This is a genomic window from Micromonospora sp. NPDC020750, from assembly GCF_044334565.1.
Taxonomy (GTDB): domain Bacteria; phylum Actinomycetota; class Actinomycetes; order Mycobacteriales; family Micromonosporaceae; genus Micromonospora.
This window is the reverse complement of sequence record NZ_JBIRTH010000014.1, coordinates 59,486-84,402: the sequence shown is the minus strand read 5'-3', so window position 1 is coordinate 84,402 and position 24,917 is coordinate 59,486. Positions and strand designations below refer to the sequence as shown.

The following is a 24,917-nucleotide window of genomic DNA, read 5'->3' as shown; positions in this document are numbered from 1 at the left end:
GCTTGACGAGGATTGCGCCGCCGTCGGCGTCCTCGTCGTAGGTCCCGGGCGTCGAACCCTCACCCGACTCACCCGACCCACCGGGCACCACCGGCGCAGCCGGCGCGGCTGGCACGACCGGCGCGACCGGCACGACCGGCGCGAGCGCGGCCGGTGCGGTTGCCGGCTCTGCCTTGGCGGCCTCACCGGCAGCCGGGGTGTCGGTCTTCGGTGGGGTGGTGTTGTCGGGTGTGGTGGGCCAGGGTTCTTGGTCCTTCTTCTTCTCGCGGGCGGCGTTGCCGTCCTTGACGGTGACGCCCTTGAGGGTGAGTTCGCCGCCTTCGCCGACGGTGAAGATGCGGAAGGCGTCGCTGGAGTCGCGCTTGATGATGGACTTGTCGCCCTTGATGGTGATCCGTTGGCGGATCGTGGGTAGGGCGGAGCCGTTCTTGCGGTCGTGGTCGCTGAGCTCGTACTTGCAGTCCCGGGCGAGTTTTAGCGTGCCGCCGAGTTCGTTGTTGGCCCGCACCACCGCTTCGACCAGCGCGTCGTCGTCGCAGGGCACCTCACGGACCCGGCCCTCCTCGTCACGCTCACCCCGACCGTCCCGGCCCTTGTCCCGGTCCTTGCCCGACCAGTCGTCCTGGCCGGACCACTCGGCGTCGCTCCAGTCGCCCTGCTTGCCGGGATCCTGGCCGCCGTTCTCCTTGCCGCGTTCCTCGTCGGCCCGGCCGGCGTCGCTGACGTTCTGCTTCGCGGTGGCCGAGTGCTGATCCGACAGTCGGTTCGCGTCGTCCGACTTGTCTTCGCGGGTGGCCAGTCCGCCGAGCGCCGCCAGACCGACGACGCCGGTCAGGCCGGCAACGCCGGTGGCGACCCAGAGAGCCCGCCGTCGTTTCGCCGGCGGGGTGGCGTGCACCCCGCCGCCGGGAGTCGTTTCGTCGTTGGACATCAGAACCTTCCGCCCTTTCCTGCTACCAGACGGGGCCGCACCGCCCGAAGGGGCGCGACCAGCTACAAATGGGTTGCAGCCTTCTGATCCCCACCGTATGAGAGCGTTCCTCACGAGGAGGACGTATCCGAAAAAACCCCGCATTGTTCTCGGATAGGACGGGAGTCCGCAGTCGGGCGATGCTGTGCACGAAGGTGCCGCAGGGGGAAACGGCGGCGGGCCCCGCCACCGGTGCGTCGACGGTCGAAACGTCGCGTACCGGCGGCGGAGCCCGCCGTGGTCGTACCTGAGGATCAGCCAGGCAGGCGCGGACCCGCCTCGCGCTGCTCGGCCAGCCACGTCTCCACCTCGTCGACCCGGCGCGGCAACCCGGCCGAGAGGTTGACCGCGCCGGTCGCGGTCACCAGCACGTCGTCCTCGATCCGGATGCCGATGCCGTGCAGCTCCTCGGGGACCAGCTCGTCCTCCGGCTGGAAGTACAGGCCCGGCTCGACGGTGAGCACGTAGCCCTCGCCGAGCGCACCGTCGCGGTACGTCTCCTTGCGGGCGTTCGCGCAGTCGTGCACGTCGATGCCGAGCATGTGCCCGAAGCCGTGCAGCGTCCACCGGCGGTAGACCGTCGACTTCTCGTCCATCGCCTCGTCCACGCTCACCGGCAGCAGGCCCAGGTCGTGCAGGCCCTCGGCCAGCACCCGCATGCACGTCAGCTGGACGTCCTTGAACTGCACCCCCGGCCGGATGAGGTCGATGCCGGCCTGCTGGGAGGCGTACACGATGTCGTAGACCTGCCGCTGCAGCGGGGTGAACCGGCCGTCGACCGGGAGCACCCGGGTCACGTCGGCGGTGTAGAGGTTGCGGTTCTCCACGCCCATGTCCATGAGCAGCAGCTCGCCCGGCCGGGTGACGCCGTGGTTGTGCACCCAGTGCAGGATCGTGGCGTGCTCACCGGCCCCGACGATCGAGCCGTAGCCGACGTCGTTGCCGTCGTGCCGGGCGCGCAGCGCGAAGATCCCCTCCAGCAGCCGCTCGGAGACCGCCCGGTCGGCCGGCAGCACCCGGGCCACGTCCTCGAAACCCCGTACCGTGGCGTCGATGGCGTCCTGGAGCTGGGCGATCTCCCACTCGTCCTTGACCAGCTTGGCCTCGGAGATCGCGATCGCCAGCTCCCGGTCCCGGGCGGGCTGCCCCTCCTCGCGCGGCCCGTCGTACGGGCGCACGGCCGAGTCCACCCGGGCGTCGAAGCCGCGCAGCACCCGGGTACGCCCCGGCGCCAGCCCGGCCAGCGCCGCGTCCAGCTCGGTCAGGTCGGCGGTGGGCAGGCCCAGCTCGGTCGACTTCTCGGCCAGGGTGTGCCGCCGGCCCACCCACAGCTCGCCGTGCCGGCTGCGGAAGAACTCGTCGGTCTCCCGGGAGGACCGGGGCCGCGTGTACAGGGTGGCGTCGTGCCCCGAGCCGTTCGGGCGCAGCACCAGCACGCCGTCCGGGTCGTGGTCGCCGGTCAGGTACGCGAAGTCGCTGCCCGGCCGGAACCGGTACTCGGTGTCGTTGGCGCGTACCTTCTCCCCGCCGGTGGGGATCACCAGCGTCTCGCCGGGGAAGGCCGCGGAGAGCGCGGCCCGCCGCTTGGCGTGGTTGGGCACCTCCACCCGGGGGCCGACCGGAAGGGCCGTGTCCCGCCAGCCCTGGCGCATGAACGACAGGAACGCCTCCGGGAAGTCCGGGTCGTGTGACTCGGTGCCGTCCGTAGGCTGGTCGCCCGCCCGCTTCTCGCTCATGATCCGCTCCCTCCGCCAGGCCGCTGGCCCAGACGCTACCCCTCGCGCGCGGATGTGGGGTGCCTGCGGTGCCTGCGACGCCGGTCCCGGCCGCGTGGAAAGATGACCGGCATGTGCGGACTCCTGGCCTTCTTCAGCGCGAACGGCAACGCCGCCGCCCACCGCGACCACATCGCGGGGGCGTTGGAGTGCCTGCACCACCGCGGACCGGACGAGACAGGTGTCGAGGTGGTCGGCGACGCGACCGGCCAGTACGCGGACGGGGTGTTCGGGCACAAGCGGCTCGCGATCATCGACGTGGCGTCCAGCCACGAGCCGCTGCCGTACGCGGGCGGGCGCTACCTGCTGACCTTCAACGGCGAGATCTACAACTACATCGAGCTGCGCGACGAGCTGGTGCGCACCTACGGGGCCCAGTTCGCCACCGCCGGCGACGGCGAGGTGATCGTCGCCGGCTACCACTTCTGGGGCGAGCAGGTGCTCACCCGGCTGCGCGGCATGTTCGCGTTCGTGATCTGGGACCGGCAGGAGCGCCGCGCGTTCGGCGCCCGCGACTACTTCGGCATCAAGCCGCTGCACTACCTGGAGACCGCCGACGGGCTCTACCTCGCCTCGGAGAAGAAGGCGCTGCTGCCGTTCGCGCAGTCCGCGTACGCCGGGGACGCCGGGATCGACCCGGCGAACCTGAGCCACTACCTGACCCTCCAGTACGTTCCGGAGCCCGGCACCCTGCACCGGGGGATCAACCGGATCGGCTCGGGGGAGTACCTGACCTGGACCCCGGGTGGCCGGATCGACGTGCGCCGGTGGTACCGGCCGGTGTTCCGGCCGGCCCCGGTCAGCGACGAGCAGCGGCTCTACCACGAGATCCGGGAGACGCTGCGCGAGAGCGTCCGGGTGCACATGCGCTCGGACGTGCCGGTCGGCTCGTTCCTGTCCAGCGGCATCGACTCCACCGCCGTGGTCGCCCTGGCCCGGGAGTTCAACCCGCACATCCTCACCTTCACCGTCGGCTACGACGTCCCCGGGTACTCGGAGATCGACGTCGCCCAGGAGTCGGCCCAGCACCTCGACGTGACCATCATGCCCACCAAGATCGGGCCGCAGGACATGATCGACGCGCTGCCGAAGATCGTCTGGCACCTGGACGACCCGGTCGCCGACCCGGCGCTGGTGCCGCTGTACTTCGTGGCGAAGAAGGCCGCCGAGCACGTCACCGTGGTCCTCTCCGGCGAGGGCGCCGACGAGTTCTTCGGCGGGTACACCATCTACCGGGAGCCGCTCTCCCTCGGCACGGTCAACGGCCTGCCCGGCGGGGTGCAGAAGGGCCTGCGCGCGGTCTCGAAGGCCATCCCGCAGGGGGTGAAGGGCAAGAGCTTCCTGGAGCGCGGCACCACCCCGATCGAGCAGCGCTACTACGGCAACGCCCGGATGTTCACCGAGGAGGAGAAGCAGCACCTGATGCGCCGCTACGACCCCTCGGTGCGCTACACCGACGTCACCGCCCCGATCTACGCCGAGTGCACCGAGCTCGACGACGTCACCAAGATGCAGTACGTCGACCTGTACACCTGGCTGCGCGGCGACATCCTGGTCAAGGCCGACCGGATCTCGATGGCGCACTCGCTGGAGGTGCGGGTGCCGTTCCTGGACCGGGCGGTGTTCGACGTGGCAGCCACGATCCCGGTGGACCTGAAGCTCCCGCCGCGCTCCGACGCCACCAAGTACGCCATGCGCCAGGCCCTCCAGGGCGTGGTGCCCCCGGCCATCGTCAACCGCAGAAAGCTCGGCTTCCCCACCCCGACGCGGGTGTGGCTGCGCGGCGAGATGTACGAGTGGGCCCGCTGGGTGATCTCCAACTCCGGCGCGGGCGAGCTGATCGACCTGTCGTACGCGATGCGGCTGCTGGAGGAGCACAAGCGGGAGGAGGCCGACCACTCCCGCAAGGTGTGGACGGTGCTGATCTTCTGCATCTGGCACGCGATCTTCGTGGCCAAGACGCTCGACCCGGGCATCCAGCGCAACCAGTCCGCGCTGCTGACCAAGCCGGTGGTCGGCTCCATGGTCCGCTGAGCCGGTGAGGGCGGCCCCCTGCCGCCGCGTGGCAGGGGGCCGCCGTTCATCCGGGCGGGGTCACGCCCGGGCGCAGCTCACCGTGGGCAGGGCGTTGGCGCCGGGGCTGCTGGCGAGGAAGCCGAACGACGTCGTCCCCTCCGGGGCGACCGTGCCGTTCCAGGCCGCGTTGGTCACCGTGGTGGTCGACCCGGACGTGGTGTACGAGCCGTTCCACAGGCTGTTGACCGTCTGACCGCTGGGCCAGGTCAGCGTCGCCTTCCAGCCGGCGAACGACGTCGCGCCGTGGTTCATGATCGTCACCTCGCCCTGGAATCCGCCGGACCAGGCGCCGACCACCTTGTAGACCGCCATGCAGTCCCCGCTGTGCGGCGGTGGCGTGGTCGGGCTCGGCGGCGGGCTGGTGGGGCTCGGCGGGGGAGTCGTCGGGCTCGGCGGCGGGGTGGTCGGGGCGGGGGTGGTCGGGCTCGGCGAGCCGCCGTTGCCCACTCCGGTGACCTCGCCGTTGCCCCCGTCGAAGGCCACGTCGGAGCAGCCGAAGAAGTTCTCCTGGCTGTCCGAACGGACCCAGCGTGAGTAGATGATGTGCCGGCCGCTCTTGTTCGACGGCAGGTTGCCGCTGAAGTAGTAGTGCCCCTCGTTGGTGCCCACCCCGCCGTTCTGCGGCGGGTTGGTCACCGTGAGGAAGGGCTGCTCCTCCAGGTCGCTCCAGGCCAGCGCCCGGGTCGGGCTCCAACTGTCCTTCGTCACGTAGAAGTAGAAGGTGCCCGGGTGGTGGGCCCAGTTGCTGTACTTGAAGTTGTGCCGGGCCCCGGCGGTCAGGTGGGTCAGCGGCCAGTCGGTGCGGGCCAGGTCGTACCCGGTGTAGCCGGGGTTGCCGCCGCTGCACAGCTTGCCGTCGGGGATGAAACCGACGGTTCGGCCGCCGGCGTCGGAGCGCAGCACGCTGAACCAGTTGTACAGCGAGTTCGCCCCGCTCTGGGCGACCGCCGCCGTGCAGGCCGGGTTGATCGGCTTGATCTCACCGGTGGGGCTGAGGCCGTCCTTCCAGCACAGGTAGGTCCGGCTGCCGGGGGTCATCGCGGCGCCGTGCGCGACGGCGGGGTCGGGCCCCGCCGTCAGGGCGACGGCGCCCAGGAGAAGAGTGGTGGCCGCGGTGAGCAACGCGGCCGTACGCGAACGGTGGGACACGGGTTCTCCTCACTCGCGGGACGCGGGCGCCCCGCGGGCAACGCGGGGCGGCGGCGCCGCCCGACGCGGATACGGCGGTCGCGGCGGACGTGCCCCGGCGGATGGCCGGTGTACGTGCGCCGTCGGCGGCCCGACTCGCGGACCGGTGCCCTCGCGTGGATGTGAACCCGGCGCCGGCGGCACGGCAGCCCCCGCACCGCCCGGCAAGCGCCATCCCACCACGGGACGCCGACGGCGCGCAATAGCTGTTGCTCGATGTGTCAGTAGGAGCAGGTGCGGCCTCCCGGTCCCTGCCTCGCACACCTGCCCAAGCCAATACGCTGGCTTCAGCGCTCGTCATCCCGCGTACTGTGCCAGCCTGGTACCACAAGATCGCTCGGCGTGCGGCGTGGACGGAGGGACCGGAATGGGATACGCGGTGGTGCTCGGCGAGGCACTGGTCGACCTGCTCGACACCGAGTACGCCGGCGAGCCGGTCTACCGGCAGGCCGTCGGCGGCGGGCCGCTGAACGTGGCGGTCGCCGTCGCCCGGCTCGGCGGTGCGGTGCAGTTCGTCGGGTCGCTCGGCGACGACGTCCTGGCCGGGCGGATCCGTGACTTCCTGACCGGGGCGGGCGTCGGCCTGGCCGGGGTGTCCACCGTCCCCGTCCCGACGGCGCTGGCGGTGGCCACCTTCGCCGGTCCCGAGCCCGACTTCCGGTTCTACGGCGAGCCACCCTCCTACGGCCTGCTCGGTCCCGACGACCTCGACACCGACCTGGTCGCGGGCGCCGCCGTCGTCTACTGCGGGTCGATCGTGCTGCTCCAGCCGTCGGTGCTGGCCGCCGCGCGCCGGGCCTGGGGGATCGCCCCCGGGCTGCGGGTCTTCGACCCGAACGTGCGGCCCCGGCTGCTCGACGGGCCGGCCGCGCTGGCCGGGCTGCGCGAGACGGTGGCCGAGTTCGCCGCGTCCGCCCACCTGGTCAAGCTGAGCACCGCCGACGCCGAGCTGCTCTACCCCGGCGAGCCGGTCGAGGGGGTCGCGGCGTACCTGCGCGAACTGGGGGCTGCGACCGTGGTGGTCACCCTCGGCCCGGCCGGCGCGGTGGTCGCCGCCGCGGGCGCCGATCCGGTACGCGTGCCCGCGCCCAGGGTGCGTGCGGTGGACGCCACCGGCGCCGGCGACTCGGTGATGGGGGCGCTCGTCGCCGACCTGCTTCTCGACGGCGAGCCGACCGACCCGGCCGACTGGCACCGGCGGGTCGCGTTCGCGCTGCGGGTCGCCGGCCTGGTCTGCGAGTCCCCGGGCGGCGCGGTGGCCATGCCCAGCCGCGCCGAGGTGCTACGCCGCTTCGCCGGCTGACCCCGGCCGGCTCCGGCCCGACCCCGACCGGCTCCGGCCCGACCCGGCCGGCTCCGCCCGACCCGGGCTGCCTACGGCCGCCTGGACCGGGCCAGGGTGAGCACGGCGGCCAGGGAGAGCGCGGCGGCGGCGGCCAGCACCGCCGCCATCGGCACGGCGCTGCCCTCGCCGCCCAGCCCGACGAGCGGCGCGGCCAGCGCGCCGATCACCGACTGGAGCGCCCCCAGCAGCGCGGCGGCCGTACCGGCGTGGCTGGCGTGCCGGTCCAGCGCCAGCGCCGTGCTGTTGGGCATTACCATGCCGATCGTGCCGACGAAGACGAACAACGCCACGGCGAGCGGCCACAGGTTGCCGGCCACCGCGCCGGTCAGCACGCCCACGGCGGCCACGGCACCGACCAGCAGGGTGGCGACCAGCAGGACGCGTGGGCTGAACCGGTCGAGCAGCCGTGCGTTGGCCTGCCCGGCGGCGACCAGGGCGAGCGCGTTGAGGCCGAAGATCAGGCTGAACGTGCCGCTGGAGACACCGAACACGTCCTGGAAGACGAACGGCGAGCCGGAGATGTACGCGAACAGGGCGGCGAAGGCCAGCCCCTGGGTCAGCACGTACCCGAGGTAGACCCGGTCGGTCAGCAGCGACCCCATGGTCCGGGCGGTGCCGGCCACGCCCCCGGTGCTGCGCCGCTCGACGGGAAGCGTCTCGGGCAGCCGCCAGGCCGCCGCGGCGGCGAGCAGCAGGCCGATCACCGCGAGGGTGACGAAGACCGCCCGCCAGGACCCGAACCGCAGCACCAGGCTGCCGACGCCGGGCGCGGCCACCGGGGCCACCCCGAAGATCAGGGTGAGCCGGGAGAAGTACTTCGCGGCGGCCCGGCCGGCGTACAGGTCGCGGACGATCGCCCGGGCCACCACCACGCCCGTCCCGCCGGCGAAGCCCTGCATGAAGCGGGCCGCGGCGAGCGTGCCGGCGTTCGGGGCGACCGCGCAGACCAGGGCCAGCAGCGCGTACCCGACGAGGCCGACGAGCACCGGCCGGCGGCGGCCCCAACGGTCGCTGAGCGGGCCGGTGACGAGCTGGCCGAGGGCCATGCCGATCAGGCAGGTGGTGAGCGAGAGCTGGATCTGGGCCTGGCTGGCCCCCAACTCGTCGGCCATGGCCGGGAACGCCGGCAGGTACATGTCCAGCGAGAGGGGGCCGACGGCGGTGAGCGCCCCGAGTAGCACCAGCAGCCCGATCCCGGTGCCCCGGTCGGCGGCCCCGGTCCCGGCCCCCGGGACGGGTGCCCCGGCGCGCCGGGGCGGCACCCCGGGTGCCGCGGTCCGCCCGCCGGGTGCCGGGACGCCGGAGCCCCGCCGACCGGTGACCGGCGTCGGACTGCCGGTCGACTGCACCACACGCGCCACGGGGCCCCCAGAAGAAGTCGGATCCGGTAACCTTAGCTCTGTAATCAGAGATGTTGCGCTGTGAAGTAGGTGACTCGTGTCCACCGACGAGACCCCCGCGCGGCTCGGCGCCGCCGTGGCGGAGCTGCACCGGCTGCTGCGCCGATCGACCGTCCGGCGGGCCAACCGGCCGGCGCTGCCGGAGGCGCAGGTGGAGTTGCTGCTGGTGGTCCGCGCCCACCCGGACATCAGCGTCAAGGAGGCGGCCCGGCGGCTGGGCACCGCGCCGAACACGGTGAGCACCCTGGTCGGCGACCTGGCCGGCGCCGGGCTGCTGCACCGCGAGCGCGACCCGGGCGACCGGCGGCTGGTCCTGCTGCGCCTCACCGACGCCGCGCGGCAGCGGATGGCCGACTACGAGCGGCACCGGGCCGAGCTGCTCGCCGACGCCCTCGCCGCCCTCGACCCGGCCGCCCGCCGGGCCCTGGCGGAGGCCCTGCCCCACCTGCCCCGCCTGGCCGCCCTCATCACCCCCGCCGGCTGACCCGGTCGGGTCAGCCGGTGCCGTCGAGTTCGGCGTAGCCCCGGCGGGCCGCGAGCAGGGCGGCGCGGGCACCGAAGGGCGCCTCGGCGGCCACCCGCTCCGGCGGGGCGCCCCCGGTGTGGCCGGCCCGGATCAGCCGGGCCAGCTCGACCAGTTCGCCGTGCTGGGCCCGGACGAACTCCGGGTCGACCAGTTCGCCGTGCCCCGGCACGACGACCGTGCCCGGGGTGGTCAGCCGCAGCAGCTCGGCCACCGCGTCCGGCCACCGCAACGGGTACGACTCCTCGAACGCCGGCGGCCCGCCCTGCTCGACGAGGTCCCCGGCGACCAGCACGTCCGCGTCCGGCACGTGCACCATCAGGTCGGCGTCGGTGTGCCCGTGCCCCGGATGGCGCAGCAGCACCCGCCGGCCCCCGACGTCCAGCACCGTCTCCCGGCGGACGACATGCGTCGGGGCCAGCAGCGCCGTGCCGGCCAGCTCGGCGGCCAGCCCCGGCCGCTCACCGCGCATCTCCTCGTACGCCGCCCGGCGCAGCTCGTCGGGGCGCTCGCGCAGCGCCGCGGCGGCGACCTCGTGCGCGTACACCGGGCGGGCCGGGTCGGCGGCGAGCGTGGCGTTGCCGAAACAGTGGTCGAAGTGGTGGTGGGTGTTCACCACCGTCCATGGGTGCGGGGTGACCGCGCGGGCTGCGGCGGCCAGCTCGGTGGCCTGCCCGGCGGTGGAGAGGGTGTCCACCACCAGCGCCGCGCCGTCGCCGACGACCAGCGTGACGTTGACGTCGAGCAGCGGCTCCCGCAGCACGTGCACCCCGTCGGCGACCTCGACGAACCGCAGCGTCACGACCTGGCCGCCGCCGCGCGGTCACCGGGGCGACCGCCGGCCGGCGCGTCGGCGGGCCCCCCTCCTGCCGGAGAGCCGGGCCGGGTTCCGCCGGCCCGCTCGACGAAGCGCTGCCGGTCGACCAGCACCCGGTCCACCAGCCCTCGGGCGACCGTCTCCGCGCCGTCGGTGACGCTGACCTCGAACCGCAGCCGTCGCCCGTCTACCGTGGCGAGCCGGGCGTGCGCCGCCACCGTGCGGCCGACCGGGGTGGGGGCCAGGTGGTCCAGCTCGACCCGGAGCCCGACCGTGGTCCGGCCCGGCGGCATGCCGTCGGCGGTGGCCGCGACCGTGGCCGCCTCGACCAGGGCGAGCACCCGGGGGGTGCCCAGCACCGGCACGTCGCCGGAGCCGAGGGCCCGCGCGGTGTCGGCGTCGGTCACGGTCAGCTCGACCCGGGCCGACAGGCCCGGCGCGAAGGATTGCTCCGACTGCTCCTGCATGCGCCCACCCTAGGTGGTCGCCGTCGGCGGGTCGCGGTGCCGCCGTTAACCTGGACGGCGATGGCCGTCGTGACTGACCCACAGACCCCCGCCCCCGCCGGACCGCCCGGACCGCCCGCCGGCGGTCGCCGCCGGGTGATCGCCATGTCGATCTGGGCCGTCGCCTTCGTGGCCGGCTGGCTCGGCATCGGCCTGCCCACCGACCCGGCGTACGCGTTCCTCTGGATCTGGGCGGCCACCGTCGCCTGGAACTCGCACCGCCCGTGGCGCACCCACCTGCTGTTCGCCCGGGACTGGGTGCCGGTGGTGCTGCTCCTCGCGGCCTACAACCTGTCCCGGGGGTTCGCCGACAACGGCGCCACCCCGCACGCGATGGAGTTGATCGTCGCCGACCGGTTCATGTTCGGCTGGGCGACCGGCGGCGAGGTGCCGACCGTCTGGTTGCAGGAGCACTTCTACCGGCCCGAGGTGCGCTGGTGGGACGTGCTCGCCAGTTGGGTCTACTTCTCCCACTTCGTGGTGACCCTCGCCGCCGCCGCGGTGCTCTGGATGCGGAACCGGCGCCGGTGGGCCGCGTACATGCGGCGCTTCGGGTTCCTCTGCGCGGCCGGGCTGGTCACGTACTTCCTCTACCCGGCCGCCCCGCCCTGGTGGGCGGCGCAGAACGGCCTGCTCACCGAGGTGGCCCGGATCTCCACCCGGGGCTGGAAGGCGTTCGGCATGCACGGCGCGGGCAACCTGCTCAACGCCGGGCAGATCGCCTCCAACCCGGTGGCCGCGATGCCGTCGCTGCACACCGCGTGGGCACTGTTCGTGGTGCTGTTCTTCCTGGGGGCGACCCGCCGCCGGTGGTGGCCGCTGCTACTGGCGTACCCGTTGGCGATGACCTTCACCCTGGTCTACTCCGGCGAGCACTACGTCATCGACGTGCTGGTCGGCTGGGCGTACGTGGGGATGACCTTCCTCGTGGTCGGCCTGGCCGAGCGCTGGTGGGCGGCCCGCCGGTCGCGCCGGGCACCGGTCGCGTCGGAGCCGGCCGACGGGGGGCCGGGTGGTCCGGAGCCGGGCGACGGGGGGCCCGAGCCGGTCGGTCCCGCCGCCGCAGGCGATCCGCCGGCGGTCCCGGCCGCGCGCTGAGGACTCTGCGCGGGCTGCCGCCGCGACCGGTGTCCCGCCCGCGCTGAGGACTCTGCGCGGGCTGCCTTCGCGACCGCCTTCGCGACCGCCTTCGCGACCGCCTTCGCGACCGGTGTCCCGCCCGCGCGGTGGGCCGGCTCAGCCGGGGTTGCGGGCGGCGTGCGCCCGCGCGGTCAGCTCCGCCGCCAGCCACCACGCCTCGGCGAGGTCGCGGTCGAGGGCGGCGGCACCCGCGCCGCCTGCGGTGTCCGCGTGCACGGTCGCCAGCCGCAGCCGCCGCTGGGCCGGGCCCTGGGTCACCCGCACGCTCTGGATCCGCGCGTACGGCACGACGGTGAGCTGCCGGGTGATCAGCCCGGACCGGGCGGCGAAGACCCGTTCGTCGAGCCCGGCGCCGACGGCCCGGCGGCTCAGCGGGCGCAGCCACCGGGCCCGGGCCGGCGGGAGGCTCGTCGCCAGCCCGCTCAGCCGCACCCCCGGCAGCACCTCCGTCACGATCCGTTCCCCGGTGTGCGCGTCGCCCACCGGCAGCAGCCGGTCGGGCCGGTTGCGGTCGTCCGGTTCGCCGGCCGCGTAACCGGCCACCTCCAGCCGCAGCCGAAGCCAGCCCTTGGCGCGCCAGAGCAGTGGCCAGGTGACCCCGACAGTCTGTACCCGGCTCAGCGGCACGGTCTGCGCCCGGGTTTCCAGCAGGCCGTTGCGAATCCGCAGGGTGCCCTCGTCCCGGGCCAGCCGGAAGTTCCAGTCGTCGAGGACGCGGCGTACCGGTTGCAGCAGCACGCCGGCCATCGCGGTGAGCGTGCTCGCCACCGCGATGAACGACCAGGAGTCCTCGGAGAGGAACTGGGCCACGACGAAGGCCACGCCGAGGGGGAGCAGGAACGCCTGCGGGGTGAGTAGCTGGCTGACCAGCAGGTCCCGGTTCGACACGTCGTGCAGCGCCCGCCCCGGCGGGACCGGCGAGGCCGTGTGCTCCACCCCCGGTCCGTCCGTCGCTGTGGTCGCCGGCTGGGGGCCGGGGGCGGCCCCGGTACCGGCGAGCGCGAGCAGCCGCTGCCGCAGGGCGGCGGCCTCGGCCACCCCCAGGTACGCCAGCGGCGCCTCGGTCTTCCCGCCACCGACCACCTCCAGCCGCAGCTCGGCCAGGCCGGTGAGCTGGGCGAGCAGCGGGCGGACCACCTCGACGGCCTGGAGGCGCTCCAGCGGGATGGCCCGGGTACGCCGCCAGAGCAGGCCCTCGTACACCCGCAGCTCGCGGCCGACCACGTGGTAGCCGGTGTTGTACCAGCTGACCACCGCGAGCACGGTCGCGCCGAGGGCCAGCACGGCCACCATCGCCGCGAACCAGCCGAAGCCGACCCGGGACAGGGTCGACCAGGACAGCCCGGCGATGACCACGACCAGCGACTTGGCCCCGTGCAGCGCGGGACTCAGCGGGTGCAACCGCTGCCGGGGCTCCCCGCCCCCGGCCCGCTGGTCAGGGAGCTGCTGCCCCGGCCCGCCGGGCGGGGCGACGGCCACCTCGGGCCCGTACGGGGGGCCGGTGGGCGGCACGGTGGGCGCGGGGGTCGGGAACTGCGGGGGGTGGGGGGCGCCGGCGGGGTCGGTGTTGTGCTGGCCCTGGCTCACAGGCCCTCCGCGCGGTCCTCGCCGAGCGCGGTGAGCCGGTCGCGCAGCCGGGACGCCTCCGCCGGGCGCAGCCCCGGCACCCGGGCGTCGCTGGCCGCGGCGGCGGTGTGCAGCTGCACCGTGGCCAGGTCGAAGGCTCGCTCCAGTGGGCCGGCGCTGACGTCGACGAACTGCATTCGCGAGTACGGCACGATGGACAGCCGGCGGACCAGCAGCCCGTGTCGCACCAGCAGGTCGTTCTCGCGCTCGGCGTACCCCCAGGCGTGCACCGCGCGCACGATGGTGACGACCCGCCACGCGCCGGCCAGCACGACCGCGCCGAGCGCGGCGCCGAACAGCCAGTGCCCGCTCAACGCCCAACCGACGGCGAGACCCAGCAGCAGCACCCCGAGCAGCGCCGCCAGCCGCAGCAGCTCCACCCAGATCAGGTCGCCGGACACCGGCTGCCACCGCACGGTGTCCGGCCACGGCTCCAGCGGGCCCGGCGGAAACGGCGCCGACCAGGCCGGGGCCGGCGGTGGCGCGGGGTGCGGGCCGGGTGGGACGGCGGGTGGGCCGCCGACGGGGTCGCCGGTCACCGGGAGGGTCCGCTCTGCGCGTTCACCAGTCGAGCGTAGGCGATCCGGCGAGCGGCGTGACCTCCCGAAGGAAGCCGCGTGCGTCGAGGAAGTCGCCGAGTGAGGACCGGTGGTCGGCGCAGGCGAGCCAGGTTTTGCGCCGGTCGGCGGTGTGCAGGCGGGGATTGTTCCAGCGCAGCGCCCACTCGGCGGGCGCGCGACAGCCTCGGGCCGAGCAGATCGGTGCCGCGTCGGCGGGGAGGGGGAGGCTCATCCGGGCCAGTCTAGGCGCGCGACGAGAAGGCTGAGCGCCGGGCGGCCACGGGGGGAGCCGCCCGGCGACGGGGTGAATGGTACACACGCCGGGCCCTCTGGTGTAAACCCGTGACCGGCGATTCGGGACGGTGGGACGGCGTGGCGGAAAACGGCTTCTCCCCGCCTCGGCACTCAGCCGGGCATGCGAGTCTTGACACGCACCACGCCGCGACAATCGATCATGCTGTGGAGGACCGGTGGCCCAGCCGACCACGCCCGACACCCCGACGCCGAACGGCAGCGCGCCGGACATCCCCCCGACGTCGGCGCCGCCGCCGACCACCCCCGCCCAGGACGCGACGCTGCTGGAGCGCGCGCTGTTCGAGATCAAGCGGGTGATCGTCGGCCAGGACCGGATGGTCGAGCGGATGTTCGTGGCGCTGCTCGCCCGGGGGCACTGCCTGCTGGAGGGGGTGCCCGGGGTGGCGAAGACCCTCGCCGTGGAGACCCTCGCCAAGGTGGTCGGCGGATCCTTCGCCCGGGTGCAGTTCACCCCGGACCTGGTCCCCGCCGACATCATGGGCACCCGGATCTACCGGCAGTCCAGCGAGAAGTTCGACGTCGAGCTGGGCCCGGTCTTCGTCAACTTCCTGCTCGCCGACGAGATCAACCGGGCCCCGGCAAAGGTGCAGTCGGCCCTGCTGGAGGTGATGGGCGAGCGGCAGGTGTCCATCGGCGGCCAGACCCACCGGGTGCCGGACCCGTTCCTCGTGATGGCCACCCAGAACCCGATCGAGCAGGAGGGCGTCTACCCGCTTCCGGAGGCGCAGCGGGACCGCTTCCTGATGAAGATCGTCGTCGGGTATCCGACCGACGCCGAGGAGCGGGAGATCGTGTACCGGATGGGGGTGACCCCGCCGCAGTCGACGCGGGTCTTCGACACCGAGGACCTGATCGCCCTGCAGCGCAAGGCCGACCAGGTCTTCGTGCACAACGCGCTGGTCGACTACGCGGTTCGGCTGGTGCTGGCCACCCGCGCCCCCGCCGAGCACGGCATGCCCGACGTCGCGCAACTGATCCAGTACGGCGCCAGTCCGCGCGCCTCGCTCGGACTGGTCCGGGCCGCCCGGGCGCTGGCGCTGCTGCGTGGCCGGGACTACGCCCTCCCGCAGGACGTGCAGGACATCGCGCCGGACATCCTGCGTCACCGGCTGGTGCTCAGCTACGACGCGCTCGCCGACGACGTGCCGGCCGACCACGTGGTGCACCGGGTGATGTCGACCATCCCGCTGCCGTCGGTGGCCCCGCGCCAGCAGGCCACCCCGAACGGCCCGCCGCCGGCCGCCGCCGGGTGGCCCGGGCAGCGGCCGTGACCTCACCCACCCCCACCCCCAGCGGGGGTACGCGGTGGTCGCCCTCACCCGCCGCCCCCCGCAGCGACGCGCTGCTGTTCCGGCTCCAGCTGATGGTCACCCGCAAGCTCGACGGCCTGCTCCAGGGCGACTACGCCGGACTGCTGCCCGGCCCCGGCAGCGAGGCGGGGGAGTCGCGCGAGTACCGCCCGGGCGACGACGTACGCCGGATGGACTGGCCGGTGACCGCGCGCACGACGACGCCGCACGTGCGGCGCACGGTCGCCGACCGGGAGCTGGAGACGTGGCTCGCGGTGGACCTGTCCGCGAGCCTGGACTTCGGCACCGGTCGATGGCTGAAGCGGGACGTGGTGGTGGCCGCCGCCGCCGCGCTGACCCACCTGACCGTGCGCGGCGGCAACCGGATCGGGGCGGTGGTCGGCAGCGGCGCCGCGCCGGCAGCCCCGGCCGGACGCCGTCGGGGCACGCCGCCGCCCGGCCCCGGCCGGCTGGTCCGGCTGCCCGCCCGGTCCGGGCGGAAGGAGGCGCAGGGTCTGCTGCGGGCGATCGCCGGCACCGAGATCCGGCCCGGGCGCAGCGACCTGGGCGCGCTGGTCGACATGCTGAACCGGCCGCCCCGCCGACGGGGGGTCGCGGTGGTCATCTCCGACTTCCTCGCGCCGCCGCCGCAGTGGGTGCGGCCGATGCGTAAGCTGCGGGTCCGGCACGACGTGCTGGCGATCGAGGTGGTCGACCCGCGCGAGCTGGAGCTGCCCGACGTGGGGGTGCTGCCGGTGGTCGACCCGGAAACCGGGGAGCTGCACGAGGTGCAGACCGCCGACCCGCGGCTGCGCCGCCGGTACGCCGAGGCCGCCACCGCCCAGCGCGCGGAGATCTCCGCCCAGCTCCGCGCCGCCGGAGCGGCCCACCTGCGACTGCGGACCGACACCGACTGGCTGCTCGACATGGTGCGCTTCGTCGCCGCTCAGCGGCACGCCCGCACCCGGGGGACGACACGATGATCCGTTTTCTGCAACCGTGGTGGCTGCTGGCCGTGCTGCCGGTGCTCGCCCTCGCCGCGCTGTACGTGTGGCGGCAGCTGCACCGCCGGGCGTACGCGATGCGGTTCACCAACGTGGACCTGCTGCGCACCCTGGCACCGAAGGGGCTGGGCTGGCGGCGGCACGTGCCGGCGGTGGCGTTCCTGCTCTGCCTGCTGGTGTTGTCCACCGCCCTGGCCCGGCCGGCGATCGACACCAGGGAGCCGCTGGAGCGGGCCACCGTCATGCTGGCCATCGACGTTTCGCTGTCCATGCAGGCCGACGACGTGCCGCCGAACCGGCTGGAGGCCGCCCAGGAGGCGGCCAAGCAGTTCGTCGGCGAACTGCCGGAGAGCTACAACCTCGGCCTGGTCTCGTTCGCCAAGTCGGCGAACGTGCTGGTGCCGCCCGGCAAGGACCGGGGCGCGGTGACCAGCGCGATCGACGGGCTGGTGCTGGCGGAGGCGACGGCGACCGGCGAGGCGGTGTTCACCTGCCTGGAGGCGATCCGGTCGGTGCCGGCCGACGGCGCGGCGGGCATCCCGCCGGCCCGGATCGTGCTGCTCTCCGACGGCTTCCGCACCTCCGGGCGGTCGGTGGAGGAGGCCGCCGCCGCCGCCCAGGCGGCCAACGTGCCGGTCTCCACCATCGCCTTCGGCACCGACGCCGGCCAGGTCGACATCGGCGGGCAGCTCCAGCGGGTGCCGGTGGACCGACTGGCGCTGGCCGACCTGGCGGAGACCACCGACGGGTACTTCTACGAGGCGGCCTCGGTCAGCGAACTCAAGCAGGTCTACCAGGACATGGGCAGCTCGATCGGGTTCCGCACCGAGCCCCGCGAGATCACCGCGTGGTACGCCGGGATCGCGCTGCTGCTGGCCCTCTGCGCGGGTGCCACGAGTCTCCTGTGGTCCTCCCGCCTGATCTGACCGACCCCGGCCCGCGTCGACCCGTGGAGGTCGGCGTGGGGCGGGCGGTCAGTGGCCGGCGGAGGTGAGGACGAAGACGACGGCCACCCAGACGGCGGCGAGGGTGAAGCCCAGCGGGGCGACGTAACGGCTCATGGGAAGGCTCCGGTGGCGGCTCGACGGTCCGCGCTGTCGCGGGACCGCAGGGGTAGGCAGGACGCGCACACGAAGTCGTGACCGGGGGCTCCCGGCGCCGTCCTCATCGGACGACGCGGCGCGGCCCCCCTCGCCGGTGGGCGGGGGCGGGCGGCGGGGAGCGGAGCTGGGTCAGCTCACCTGCTGAGTCGTGGCTCAGCGGGGCTGACGATCGGCCCGGCCACGACTGGGAGGATCGCTATCTCGCACAGCGATCACCTCCTGCGGTCGGCCTGGTCCGGAACGCTGATGATCGTACACCCGGGCGCCCGCCCGCACTCGCCCGGCGGTCCCCGGGTGGCGCCAGGGGCGGGCGACGCGCCCCGCCGTTAGCGCTTACCTGTCGGTAACGCCTAGGCTCCCCACCGACGTGGATCAGCGGAGCAGAGGGGGGACCCGTGGCCCGAACCGTGCTGGTGACCGGCGGCAACCGGGGGATCGGCCTGGCCATCGCGCAGGCCTTCGCCAAGCAGGGCGACCGGGTGGCGGTGACGCACCGTAGTGGCGACGCACCCGAGGGGCTGTTCGGGGTGCGGTGCGACGTGACCGACTCCGCCTCCGTCGACGCGGCCTTCGGCACCATCGAGGCCGAGCTGGGCCCCGTCGAGGTGCTGGTGGCCAACGCCGGCATCACCGACGACACCCTGATCATGCGGATGTCGGAGGAGCAGTTCACCCGGGTGGTGGACACCAACCTCACCGGCGCGTTCCGCTGCGCCAAGCGCGCCTCGACGAAGATGCTCCGGGCCAAGTGGGGCCGGATGATCTTCATCTCCTCGGTCGTCGGCCTGTACGGCGGCCCTGGTCAGGTCAACTACGCGGCGAGCAAAGCCGGCATGGTCGGCGTGGCCCGCTCGATCACCCGGGAGCTGGGCGGACGCAACATCACCGCCAACGTCGTCGCACCCGGCTTCATCGACACCGACATGACCGCCGCGCTGCCCGAGGACCGCCGGACCGCGTACCTCAAGTCCATCCCCGCCGGCCGGTTCGCCACCCCCGACGAGGTCGCCGCGGTGGTCGCCTGGCTGGCCTCGGACGCCGCCGGCTACATCTCCGGCGCCGTGATCCCGGTCGACGGCGGCCTGGGCATGGGCCACTGACGCTGCTCATCGCACCGACTCAACGGAGGAACCCCGACATGTCCGGACTGCTGGCCGGTAAGCGGCTGCTGGTCACCGGCGTCATCACCGACGCCTCGATCGCCTTCTCCGTGGCGAAGCTCGCCCAGGAGAACGGCGCGCAGGTCGTGCTCACCGGCTACGGCCGGCTCTCCCTGGTCGAGCGGATCGCCAGGCGGCTGCCCGAGCCGGCCCCGGTGATCGAGCTGGACGTGGCCAACGCCGAGCACCTCGCCGGCCTGGCCGACAAGGTCCGGGAGCACGTCGACGGCCTCGACGGGGTGGTGCACTCGATCGGCTTCGCTCCGCAGAGCTGCCTCGGCGGCGGATTCCTCGACGCGCCGTGGGAGGACGTGGCCACCGCGCTGCACGTCTCGACGTACTCCTACAAGTCCCTGGCCATGGCGGCGCTGCCGCTGATGCAGCCGGGCGGCGCGGTGGTCGGGCTGACCTTCGACGCCACCAAGGCGTGGCCGGTCTACGACTGGATGGGCGTGGCCAAGGCCGGGCTGGAGTCCACCTCCCGCTACCTCGCGATGCACCTGGGCAAGCAGGGCATCCGCAGCAACCTGGTCGCCGCCGGCCCGCTGCGCACCATCGCGGCGAAGTCGATCCCCGGCTTCGAGCAGTTCGAGGACGCCTGGGCCGAGCGCGCCCCGCTGGGCTGGAGCCTCACCGACCAGGAGCCGGCCGCCCGGGCCTGCCTGGCGCTGATGTCGGACTGGTTCCCGGCCACCACCGGCGAGATCGTCCACGTCGACGGCGGCTACCACGCCATCGGCGCCTGACGTCGCGGGCGGGCCCGCCGGCGCGGGGGCCCGCACCTCCACACCCCGGACCAGGGGGCGTCGCCCGGCCGCCGACGAGGGCGGGGAAGAATAGGCCCATGGCGTACGACGCGTTGGTGCTGGTCTCCTTCGGCGGCCCGGAGCGGCCCGAGGACGTGCTGCCCTTCCTCCAGAACGTGACCCGGGGGCGGGGCGTGCCCCCGGAGCGGCTGGCGGAGGTCGTCGAGCACTACCAACACTTCGGCGGGGTCTCCCCGATCAACCAGCAGTGCCGCGACCTGCTCGCCGCCATCCGGGCGGACTTCGCCGCCCACGGCGTCGACCTGCCGGTCTACTGGGGCAACCGGAACTGGGACCCGATGCTCGCCGACACCGTGGCCCGGATGCGCGACGACGGGGTCACCAACGCACTGGCGCTCGTGACCAGCGCGTACGGCGGCTACTCCTCCTGCCGCCAGTACCAGGAGGACATCGCGAAGGCCCGCGCTGCCGTTGGCCCGGCCGCCCCGGTGATCGAGAAGCTGCGCCAGTTCTGGGACCATCCGGGCTTCGTCGAGCCGCACGCCGACGCGGTCAGGGCGGCGCTGGGCCGGCTCGACCCGGCGAAGCGGGCCACCACCCGGCTGGTCTTCACCGCCCACTCCGTCCCCATCTCGGCGGCCACGAACGCCGGCCCGCACGGCGGCCGGTACACCGCCCAACTCGCGGAGGTGGCCCGGCTGGTGCACGCCGCCGCCGCGCCCGACCTGCCGTACGACCTGGTGTGGCAGAGCCGCTCCGGCCCGCCCCAGGTGCCGTGGCTGGAGCCGGACGTCAACGACCACCTGGCCGCCCTCGCCGAGGCCGGCACCACCACCGCCGTGGTGGTCAGCCCGATCGGGTTCGTCTCCGACCACCTGGAGGTGGTGTGGGACCTCGACACCGAGGCGGCGGAGACGGCCAGACAGCTCGGGCTGGACTTCGTCCGGGCCGGCACCCCGGGCACCGACCCGCGTTTCGTGGCCATGGCGCGCGAACTGGTCGCCGAGCGCACCGAGCCGGGCGGGGAGCGGCTGCGCCGTCGCCTCGGCGAGCTGCCGCTGTGGGACACCTGCCCGACGGTGTGCTGCGTGCCGACCCGCCGGCCCTGACCCGCCGCCTCCGACACCCGTGCGGGTCACCGTCCGACGGCCCCGCCCCGACATCCCCTGGGACGACGAATGCACGAACGTAAGCCGGTGCAGAGCTGGCTGACCGACATGGACGGCGTGCTGGTGCACGAGGGCCAGCCCGTACCCGGCGCGCCGGAGTTCATCAACAAGCTCCGCTCCTCCAGCAAGCCGTTCCTGGTGCTGACCAACAACTCCATCTACACCCCGCGCGACCTGCGGGCCCGGCTGACCCGGATGGGCTTCGAGGTGCCCGAGCACGCCATCTGGACGGCGGCGCTGGCCACCGCCCAGTTCCTGGCCGACCAGCGGCCGGGCGGCACCGCGTACGCGATCGGGGAGGCCGGGCTGACCACGGCGCTGCACGCGGTCGGCTACGTGCTCACCGATTTCGCCCCCGACTACGTGGTGCTGGGGGAGACCCGGACGTACAGCTTCGAGGCGATCACCAAGGCGGTCCGGCTGATCAACGAGGGGGCGCGGTTCATCTGCACCAACCCCGACGTCACCGGCCCGTCGGTCGAGGGCGCGCTGCCGGCCGCCGGTTCGGTCGCGGCGATGATCTCGAAGGCGACGGGGGTGGCGCCGTACTTCGTCGGCAAGCCCAACCCGATGATGATGCGCTCGGCGCTGAACACCATCGACGCGCACTCCGAGACGACCGCCATGATCGGCGACCGGATGGACACCGACGTGCTGTGCGGCCTGGAGGCCGGGCTGGAGACGATCCTGGTGCTGACCGGGATCAGCACCCGGGCCGAGGCCGAGCGGTACCCGTACCGCCCGTCGCGGATCGTCAACTCGGTGGCCGACCTGATGGACGACATCTGACCCCGACGGTCGTCAACGCGGTGGCCGACCTGGCCAGGGGTCGGACCAGGCGGGTGCCAGGGCGCTGAGGGCCGGCGGGGGTCAGGGGCGCAGCGGGGCGTTGCAGGCGGCGACGAGGGCCTGCCGGCAGGCGGTGGTGAGCGGGCGCAGCGCGGCGTCGCGCTGCTGGGCCTCGTAGTTGTTGATCGCGCCGCCCAGCGCGCTGTGCCCGGCCAGCGCCAGCACCCGGTCCAGCACGGCGGCGCGGGCGAACAGCCGCCGCGCCCGGGGGTCGAAGCCCGGTGGCAGGTCGGTGGTCCCGTCGGGGCGGCGCAGCGCGGCCAGTGCGCCGGCCAGCTCGGGCCGCCACTGGGCCACGTCGAGCCGGGTCAGCGCCGCGGTGGTCTCGGCTAGCGCGCTGGCCAGTTCCGCCTCCGCCTCGGCGGCGCCGGGCGAGGCCAGCGAGGCGGCCGGGGCGTCGGCGGGCAGCGGGTAGCAGCGCCAGAGCACCGTCTCGAAGGTCATCCCGGACCCGGAGGTGTGCGTGCGTACCTGCGGGATCAGCCCGATCCCGCCGGCCACCACCGCCTCGCCGGTGACCAGCGCGGTGCCCGCGAAGTCGCCCGGCCCGGGCAGCCCCCGAGGATCGCCGGGCGCGGGCAGCACCAGGCGGATCTCGTCCGGGGAGAGCTTCGCCAGGGTGGGCAGCGCGTCCCGTAGTGGGACGTCGGTCCAGGTGCCGGGGGCGTCCGAGACGAGGTGCTCCTCGTCGCCGGCGATCTCCTCGGCGACCTCGTCGTACGGCACGAGGCCGGCGCGCCACGCGCGCACCCAGGCAACGAACCGGCTCGACCGGCGGGGCGCGAGGGTGACTGCGCCCGCTGCGGGGGAGGACATGCAAGAGAGGGTACGTGGTGTGCGCCGCCCCTGTCTCGACTGCCGCGTGCCCCGCTCCGGTTAGCGTCGACCATGGACTCATGGTGACCGGATATTCCGTTCGTGCGCCTTTTGCGGAGATGCTTCGACTCAATGATCGGCGCGGCTGACGCGCCCCCGGGGTGGGGCGGGGGTTAGCGTGGCGGGATGGTGGGGCGGTACGGCGAGGACGTGTTGGCGGGGGACTGGCGGCGGCGGAAGACGACCCCCGAGGTGGACGCGGAACCCGATCTCGTGGTCGAGGACGCCGACTCCGGGTTCTGCGGCGCGGTGGTCGGCTTCGAGTCCGGGGCGGTGGTGCTGGAGGACCGGCACGGCCGGCGGCGTAACTTCCCGCTGTTGCCGGCGGCGTTCCTGCTCGACGGCCGGCAGGTCACGCTGCGCCGCCCGGCCCGCGCGCCCGTGCCTGCGGCCCGCCGACGTACCGCGTCCGGCTCGATCGCGGTCGACGGCGTGCGGGCGCAGGTGGCGAAGGCCAGCCGGATCTGGGTCGAGGGCGTGCACGACGCCGCCCTCGTCGAGCGGATCTGGGGCGACGACCTGCGTGTCGAGGGCGTGGTGGTGGAGCCGCTGGACGGCATCGACGAGCTTTCCGCGCAGGTGCGCGACTTCGCCCCCGGCCCCTCCCGGCGGCTCGGCGTGCTGGTCGACCATCTGGTGCCCGGCTCGAAGGAGAGCCGGATCGTGGCCCGGGTGAACTCCCCGCACGTGCTGGTCACCGGCCATCCCTACGTCGACGTGTGGCAGGCCGTCAAGCCGGCCGCGCTGGGCATCGCGGCGTGGCCGGTGGTGCCGCCGGGGCGGCCGTGGAAGGAGGGGGTCTGCGCGGCCCTCGGGGTGGCGGAACCGGCCGACATGTGGCGCCACATCCTGTCCCGGGTGGACAGCTTCGCCGACGTGGAGACCCCGCTGATCAACGCCATGGAACGACTCATCGACTTCGTAACCGCCCCCACCCCCTAACCCCCCGCCCCCTAACCCCCCACCCACTCCCCGCCGCGCCCCGGCCGCGCCCCGGCCGCGCAAATTCACGGAAAGCGTGGCCATTCCTCGGCGAATGGCCACGCTTTCCGTGAATTTGCCGGCACCGGGCACCGGCACCGGGCACCGGCACCGGGATCGGGTGGGGGTCAGGGTTCTTCGTCGGGGGTGCGGGTCAGGACGAAGGTGGCCACGTCCAGGGCGGTGGGGTGGGCCTCGGCATCGCGGAGCACGGTGAGGATCTCGCCGTCCTGCGGGCCGGAGATGCCCCGCCAGCGGTCCGGGCCCTCCCGGGTGAACCGCATGATTGGGCTGCCGACCGGGCCGGCCCGCAGCTCGCCGGTGGCGGCGTCGGCGCTGAACTCGACCTCCGCGCCCATCCACCACCAGCGGCCGGTCAGCTCGGCCAGTTCGGCCGGGGGCGGGGCGTCGGCCGGGCGCCACGGCTCGACCGGGTCCGGCAGCGCGTCCAGTACGGTGGTCAGCGCCTCCCGGCCGAGGCCGCCGACGTGGCCGACCCGCAGGCCGTACGAGTTGGCGAAGCCCACCACGGCGGTGCGGGTGGGGCGGTGCACGGCCAGCCCGGCGACGTACCCGGGCATCGACCCGCCGTGGCCGACGTACACCCGGTCGCCTACCCGGTGCAGCTCGATGCCGAGGCCGTGCCCGCCGGTCCACGAGTCGAGGTCGCTGATCACCACCGGCGCGCACATCTCGGTGAGCGTCGTCGGGGCGAGGACGGCCGGATCGGGGTCGGCCAGGAACGCGGCCCAGCGGCCGAGGTCGGTGATCGTCGACCAGAGCTGCCCGGCGGGGGCCATCGCCCCGGTGTCGGTGCGCGGCTCCTCCCGCAGCGTGTCGTGCCACGGGTGCACCACGTACCCCCGGGCGAACGGCTCGGTGGCCTGGTACGTGGTGCGGGTCATGCCCAGCGGCTCCAGGATGCGCTCCCGGAGCAGGTCGAACCAGCCCGTCCCGGTGACCGCCTCCAGCACCCCGCCGAGCAGCCCGTACGCCAGGTTGGAGTAGTGGTAGGCCCGGTGCGGCGGGTAGGCGATCTTGTGTTCGCCGACCCCGGCCAGCACGGACGCCAGGTCGCCGACCTCGACCCGTTCCCACCAGGGGCCGTCGGGCTCGCGCTGGAGGCCGCTGGCGTGGCCGAGGAGCTGGCGCAGGGTGAGCGCGCCGACGCCGGTGCCGGGCAGGTGCGCGTCGAGGGGGTCGTCCAGGGCCAGCGTCCCGGCGTCGCGCTGCTGCATGACCAGCACCGCGGTCATCGTCTTGGTGATCGAGCCGAGTCGGTACTGCCGGTCGGAATCCGGGCGGGGATGCTCCCCGGCTGCGGCGACGTGGGCCAACTCACCGTCGCGCACCACGCCGAGCACGAGCGACGGGGTACGCCCGGCGGACTGTGCCCGGGCGACTGCGGCGTCGACCTCTCGGACGGTCTCGGATGGCAGTGACATGGCTCCTCCACGGCTCGCGGGACGGCTGTCGAC

21 protein-coding genes and 2 pseudogenes are annotated in these 24,917 nt (G+C 74.1%); 12 read left to right on the top strand and 11 right to left on the bottom strand.

Annotated features, from left to right (window positions below):
- Both ACH4T9_RS30055 and ACH4T9_RS30050 read right to left on the bottom strand, forming a co-directional pair.
- Positions 1-931: pseudogene (locus ACH4T9_RS30055) on the bottom strand (hypothetical protein); the annotation flags it as partial.
- A gap of 293 nt (positions 932-1,224) precedes the next feature.
- Entirely contained in the window at positions 1,225-2,706 is a 1,482-nt protein-coding gene (locus ACH4T9_RS30050; RefSeq protein ID WP_396674661.1) for an aminopeptidase P family protein, read from the bottom strand.
- Between the two features lie 111 nt (positions 2,707-2,817).
- Between ACH4T9_RS30050 and asnB the strand changes: the two genes are divergently transcribed.
- On the top strand, positions 2,818-4,779 hold the full coding sequence (gene asnB, locus ACH4T9_RS30045; RefSeq protein WP_396674659.1) for an asparagine synthase (glutamine-hydrolyzing): 1,962 nt from the start codon (positions 2,818-2,820) through the stop codon (positions 4,777-4,779).
- Between the two features lie 60 nt (positions 4,780-4,839).
- On the opposite strand, the gene ACH4T9_RS30040 is transcribed toward asnB, so the two are convergent.
- Positions 4,840-5,970, bottom strand: coding sequence for a lytic polysaccharide monooxygenase (locus ACH4T9_RS30040; protein ID WP_396674657.1), 1,131 nt, complete (start codon positions 5,968-5,970; stop codon positions 4,840-4,842).
- Between the two features lie 406 nt (positions 5,971-6,376).
- Here ACH4T9_RS30040 and ACH4T9_RS30035 point away from each other — a divergent pair, with 406 nt between their 5' ends.
- Positions 6,377-7,312, top strand: coding sequence for a PfkB family carbohydrate kinase (locus ACH4T9_RS30035; protein ID WP_396674655.1), 936 nt, complete (start codon positions 6,377-6,379; stop codon positions 7,310-7,312).
- 71 nt (positions 7,313-7,383) lie between these two features.
- Here ACH4T9_RS30035 and ACH4T9_RS30030 read toward each other — a convergent pair whose 3' ends face one another.
- Positions 7,384-8,616 (bottom strand): multidrug effflux MFS transporter, encoded by a 1,233-nt coding sequence (locus ACH4T9_RS30030; protein ID WP_396674673.1) that lies wholly within the window; start codon positions 8,614-8,616, stop codon positions 7,384-7,386.
- Positions 8,617-8,791: 175 nt separating this feature from the next.
- Between ACH4T9_RS30030 and ACH4T9_RS30025 the strand changes: the two genes are divergently transcribed.
- Positions 8,792-9,238, top strand: a complete 447-nt coding sequence (locus ACH4T9_RS30025; protein ID WP_396674653.1) for a MarR family winged helix-turn-helix transcriptional regulator — start codon at positions 8,792-8,794, stop codon at positions 9,236-9,238.
- 10 nt (positions 9,239-9,248) lie between these two features.
- On the opposite strand, the gene ACH4T9_RS30020 is transcribed toward ACH4T9_RS30025, so the two are convergent.
- A complete protein-coding gene (locus ACH4T9_RS30020; RefSeq protein ID WP_396674651.1) occupies positions 9,249-10,079 on the bottom strand; it encodes an MBL fold metallo-hydrolase in 831 nt (276 codons plus the stop codon).
- 92 nt (positions 10,080-10,171) lie between these two features.
- Positions 10,172-10,561: pseudogene (locus ACH4T9_RS30015) on the bottom strand (thioesterase family protein); the annotation flags it as partial.
- 60 nt (positions 10,562-10,621) lie between these two features.
- Between ACH4T9_RS30015 and ACH4T9_RS30010 the strand changes: the two are divergent.
- Positions 10,622-11,698 (top strand): phosphatase PAP2 family protein, encoded by a 1,077-nt coding sequence (locus ACH4T9_RS30010; RefSeq protein ID WP_396674649.1) that lies wholly within the window; start codon positions 10,622-10,624, stop codon positions 11,696-11,698.
- A gap of 138 nt (positions 11,699-11,836) precedes the next feature.
- Here the strand turns inward: ACH4T9_RS30010 and ACH4T9_RS30005 are convergent, their stop codons facing one another.
- The 3 genes from ACH4T9_RS30005 to ACH4T9_RS29995 all read right to left on the bottom strand — a co-directional run bounded on the left by ACH4T9_RS30005 (position 11,837) and on the right by ACH4T9_RS29995 (position 14,158).
- Positions 11,837-13,219, bottom strand: coding sequence for a PH domain-containing protein (locus tag ACH4T9_RS30005; RefSeq protein ID WP_396674671.1), 1,383 nt, complete (start codon positions 13,217-13,219; stop codon positions 11,837-11,839).
- Positions 13,220-13,323: 104 nt separating this feature from the next.
- Positions 13,324-13,905, bottom strand: coding sequence for a PH domain-containing protein (locus ACH4T9_RS30000; protein WP_396674647.1), 582 nt, complete (start codon positions 13,903-13,905; stop codon positions 13,324-13,326).
- 22 nt (positions 13,906-13,927) lie between these two features.
- Positions 13,928-14,158 carry a hypothetical protein gene (locus tag ACH4T9_RS29995; protein WP_396674645.1) on the bottom strand — a complete coding sequence of 77 codons (231 nt, stop codon included), beginning with the start codon at positions 14,156-14,158 and terminating at the stop codon, positions 13,928-13,930.
- Between the two features lie 238 nt (positions 14,159-14,396).
- Between ACH4T9_RS29995 and ACH4T9_RS29990 the strand changes: the two genes are divergently transcribed.
- The 7 genes from ACH4T9_RS29990 to ACH4T9_RS29960 all read left to right on the top strand — a co-directional run bounded on the left by ACH4T9_RS29990 (position 14,397) and on the right by ACH4T9_RS29960 (position 21,522).
- Positions 14,397-15,512 (top strand): AAA family ATPase, encoded by a 1,116-nt coding sequence (locus ACH4T9_RS29990; RefSeq protein WP_396674643.1) that lies wholly within the window; start codon positions 14,397-14,399, stop codon positions 15,510-15,512.
- The gene (locus tag ACH4T9_RS29985; protein WP_396674641.1) at positions 15,491-16,513 is read left to right on the top strand and encodes a DUF58 domain-containing protein; all 1,023 of its coding nucleotides are present in this window, start codon (positions 15,491-15,493) and stop codon (positions 16,511-16,513) included. Before ACH4T9_RS29990 ends, ACH4T9_RS29985 begins: the two co-directional genes overlap by 22 nt.
- Positions 16,510-17,460 carry a VWA domain-containing protein gene (locus ACH4T9_RS29980; protein WP_396674639.1) on the top strand — a complete coding sequence of 317 codons (951 nt, stop codon included), beginning with the start codon at positions 16,510-16,512 and terminating at the stop codon, positions 17,458-17,460. Before ACH4T9_RS29985 ends, ACH4T9_RS29980 begins: the two co-directional genes overlap by 4 nt.
- Before the next feature lie 572 nt (positions 17,461-18,032).
- A complete protein-coding gene (gene fabG, locus ACH4T9_RS29975; RefSeq protein WP_396674637.1) occupies positions 18,033-18,737 on the top strand; it encodes a 3-oxoacyl-ACP reductase FabG in 705 nt (234 codons plus the stop codon).
- Positions 18,738-18,775: 38 nt separating this feature from the next.
- Positions 18,776-19,543 carry an enoyl-ACP reductase FabI gene (gene fabI, locus ACH4T9_RS29970; protein ID WP_396674635.1) on the top strand — a complete coding sequence of 256 codons (768 nt, stop codon included), beginning with the start codon at positions 18,776-18,778 and terminating at the stop codon, positions 19,541-19,543.
- 98 nt (positions 19,544-19,641) lie between these two features.
- Complete coding sequence (locus ACH4T9_RS29965; RefSeq protein WP_396674633.1) at positions 19,642-20,673, top strand: ferrochelatase; 1,032 nt, start codon at positions 19,642-19,644, stop codon at positions 20,671-20,673.
- Positions 20,674-20,742: 69 nt separating this feature from the next.
- Positions 20,743-21,522: an HAD-IIA family hydrolase gene (locus ACH4T9_RS29960; protein WP_396674631.1), complete on the top strand. Its 780-nt coding sequence runs from the start codon at positions 20,743-20,745 to the stop codon at positions 21,520-21,522.
- An 81-nt stretch (positions 21,523-21,603) separates the two neighbouring features.
- Here the strand turns inward: ACH4T9_RS29960 and ACH4T9_RS29955 are convergent, their stop codons facing one another.
- Positions 21,604-22,398: a hypothetical protein gene (locus ACH4T9_RS29955; RefSeq protein ID WP_396674629.1), complete on the bottom strand. Its 795-nt coding sequence runs from the start codon at positions 22,396-22,398 to the stop codon at positions 21,604-21,606.
- A 186-nt stretch (positions 22,399-22,584) separates the two neighbouring features.
- Here ACH4T9_RS29955 and ACH4T9_RS29950 point away from each other — a divergent pair, with 186 nt between their 5' ends.
- The gene (locus ACH4T9_RS29950; protein ID WP_396674627.1) at positions 22,585-23,400 is read left to right on the top strand and encodes a DUF3097 domain-containing protein; all 816 of its coding nucleotides are present in this window, start codon (positions 22,585-22,587) and stop codon (positions 23,398-23,400) included.
- Between the two features lie 167 nt (positions 23,401-23,567).
- On the opposite strand, the gene ACH4T9_RS29945 is transcribed toward ACH4T9_RS29950, so the two are convergent.
- Entirely contained in the window at positions 23,568-24,884 is a 1,317-nt protein-coding gene (locus tag ACH4T9_RS29945) for a serine hydrolase domain-containing protein (protein ID WP_396674625.1), read from the bottom strand.
- Positions 24,885-24,917 lie beyond the last annotated feature (33 nt).

Excerpts from the sequence above, each read along its gene's own strand:
- ACH4T9_RS29965 (WP_396674633.1), top strand. The coding sequence starts at position 19,642 with ATGGCGTACGACGCGTTGGTGCTGGTCTCCTTCGGCGGCCCGGAGCGG.
- ACH4T9_RS29960 (WP_396674631.1), top strand. The coding sequence starts at position 20,743 with ATGCACGAACGTAAGCCGGTGCAGAGCTGGCTGACCGACATGGACGGC.
- ACH4T9_RS29980 (WP_396674639.1), top strand. The coding sequence starts at position 16,510 with ATGATCCGTTTTCTGCAACCGTGGTGGCTGCTGGCCGTGCTGCCGGTG.
- ACH4T9_RS29955 (WP_396674629.1), bottom strand. The coding sequence starts at position 22,398 with ATGTCCTCCCCCGCAGCGGGCGCAGTCACCCTCGCGCCCCGCCGGTCG.
- ACH4T9_RS29995 (WP_396674645.1), bottom strand. The coding sequence starts at position 14,158 with ATGAGCCTCCCCCTCCCCGCCGACGCGGCACCGATCTGCTCGGCCCGA.
- fabI (WP_396674635.1), top strand. The coding sequence starts at position 18,776 with ATGTCCGGACTGCTGGCCGGTAAGCGGCTGCTGGTCACCGGCGTCATC.
- ACH4T9_RS30050 (WP_396674661.1), bottom strand. The coding sequence starts at position 2,706 with ATGAGCGAGAAGCGGGCGGGCGACCAGCCTACGGACGGCACCGAGTCA.
- ACH4T9_RS29950 (WP_396674627.1), top strand. The coding sequence starts at position 22,585 with ATGGTGGGGCGGTACGGCGAGGACGTGTTGGCGGGGGACTGGCGGCGG.
- ACH4T9_RS30035 (WP_396674655.1), top strand. The coding sequence starts at position 6,377 with ATGGGATACGCGGTGGTGCTCGGCGAGGCACTGGTCGACCTGCTCGAC.
- asnB (WP_396674659.1), top strand. The coding sequence starts at position 2,818 with ATGTGCGGACTCCTGGCCTTCTTCAGCGCGAACGGCAACGCCGCCGCC.
- ACH4T9_RS29945 (WP_396674625.1), bottom strand. The coding sequence starts at position 24,884 with ATGTCACTGCCATCCGAGACCGTCCGAGAGGTCGACGCCGCAGTCGCC.
- ACH4T9_RS30010 (WP_396674649.1), top strand. The coding sequence starts at position 10,622 with ATGGCCGTCGTGACTGACCCACAGACCCCCGCCCCCGCCGGACCGCCC.